Origin of the sequence: Xenorhabdus sp. KK7.4, assembly GCF_963876465.1 — a bacterium.
GTDB lineage: Bacteria > Pseudomonadota > Gammaproteobacteria > Enterobacterales > Enterobacteriaceae > Xenorhabdus > Xenorhabdus stockiae.
In genome coordinates, this window is sequence record NZ_CAWNQF010000020.1 from 1 (window position 1) to 897 (window position 897).

General features: G+C 53.5%; 2 protein-coding genes. Both read left to right on the forward strand.

All coding sequences use genetic code 11. From position 1 onward, the window contains the following. Window positions 1–523, forward strand: a 523-nt coding sequence (locus AACS90_RS03630) for a PFL_4669 family integrating conjugative element protein (protein WP_099123669.1), incomplete at its 5' end; no start/stop codon positions are given. 13 nt (window positions 524–536) lie between these two features. Beyond that, the coding region (locus tag AACS90_RS03635; RefSeq protein ID WP_153043717.1) for a toprim domain-containing protein at window positions 537–897 on the forward strand (361 nt) is incomplete at its 3' end.

The following is an 897-nucleotide window of genomic DNA, read 5'->3' on the forward strand; positions in this document are numbered from 1 at the left end:
CAACATCAGTGTGGATGCCGCTGCCGATAATCCGTATGCCGATGTCTGGCTGGTGAAGCTGGAGCAGGCGTTGGAAGCCGCATCGGCCAATCTCAGGCAGAATCTGGCTATTTTGCAGGATACCCTGAATGCCGTCCCACCGCAGATCACCTTATCCGCTGTTTCCTCTGTCGAACCGTTGAATATTGGGGTTTACAGTCATTCGCCATTAGGTTACCGCTGTGTCTGGCTGCTGGTTGGTTACGACCAGCTGGCGATGAAAACATTTCAGGCTTTTCATTACGGACTGATTTCACGGGCAGAGCGGGATGCTTTTCTGCATAACGGCAGCCGGACCATTCGCCAGATTTATGGTTTTGTGCGTTCTTATCGTTCACTGGCGGTCACCCGGCAGGATATTGCACAGAAAACCCCCGCAGGGCTGGATGCCATTAAACTGTTGGGTGAACCGCATCCCGATATTCTGTCGGGCAGGCAGCGTTCCGCGTTCGCCTCCCCGTTACGTTCCATCGAACACGATTAACGGAGGGGAAAAGATGCAGCTTTATTTATGTGAAAAGCCCTCTCAGACCAGAGACATTGCTAACGTTCTGGGCGTGAAACAGCGCGGGCAGGGATTTCTCTTCAGTACCCGTATCATTGTCACCTGGGCCATCGGACATTTGCTGGAGGTGGCTGCACCCGAACAGTATGGTGAACAATTCGGCCCGCCGTGGCGGATGGAGGTGCTGCCGGTGCTGCCCGCTCAATGGCAATGGACGGTAAAAAAAGAGGCCGCTGACCAATTTGCCGTGATCCGGCAGTTATTGAAACAGGTTGATGAGGTCATTATTGCCACCGATGCCGACCGTGAAGGGGAAGTCATTGCTCGCGAGTTGCTGGAATATTGTCGTTTCA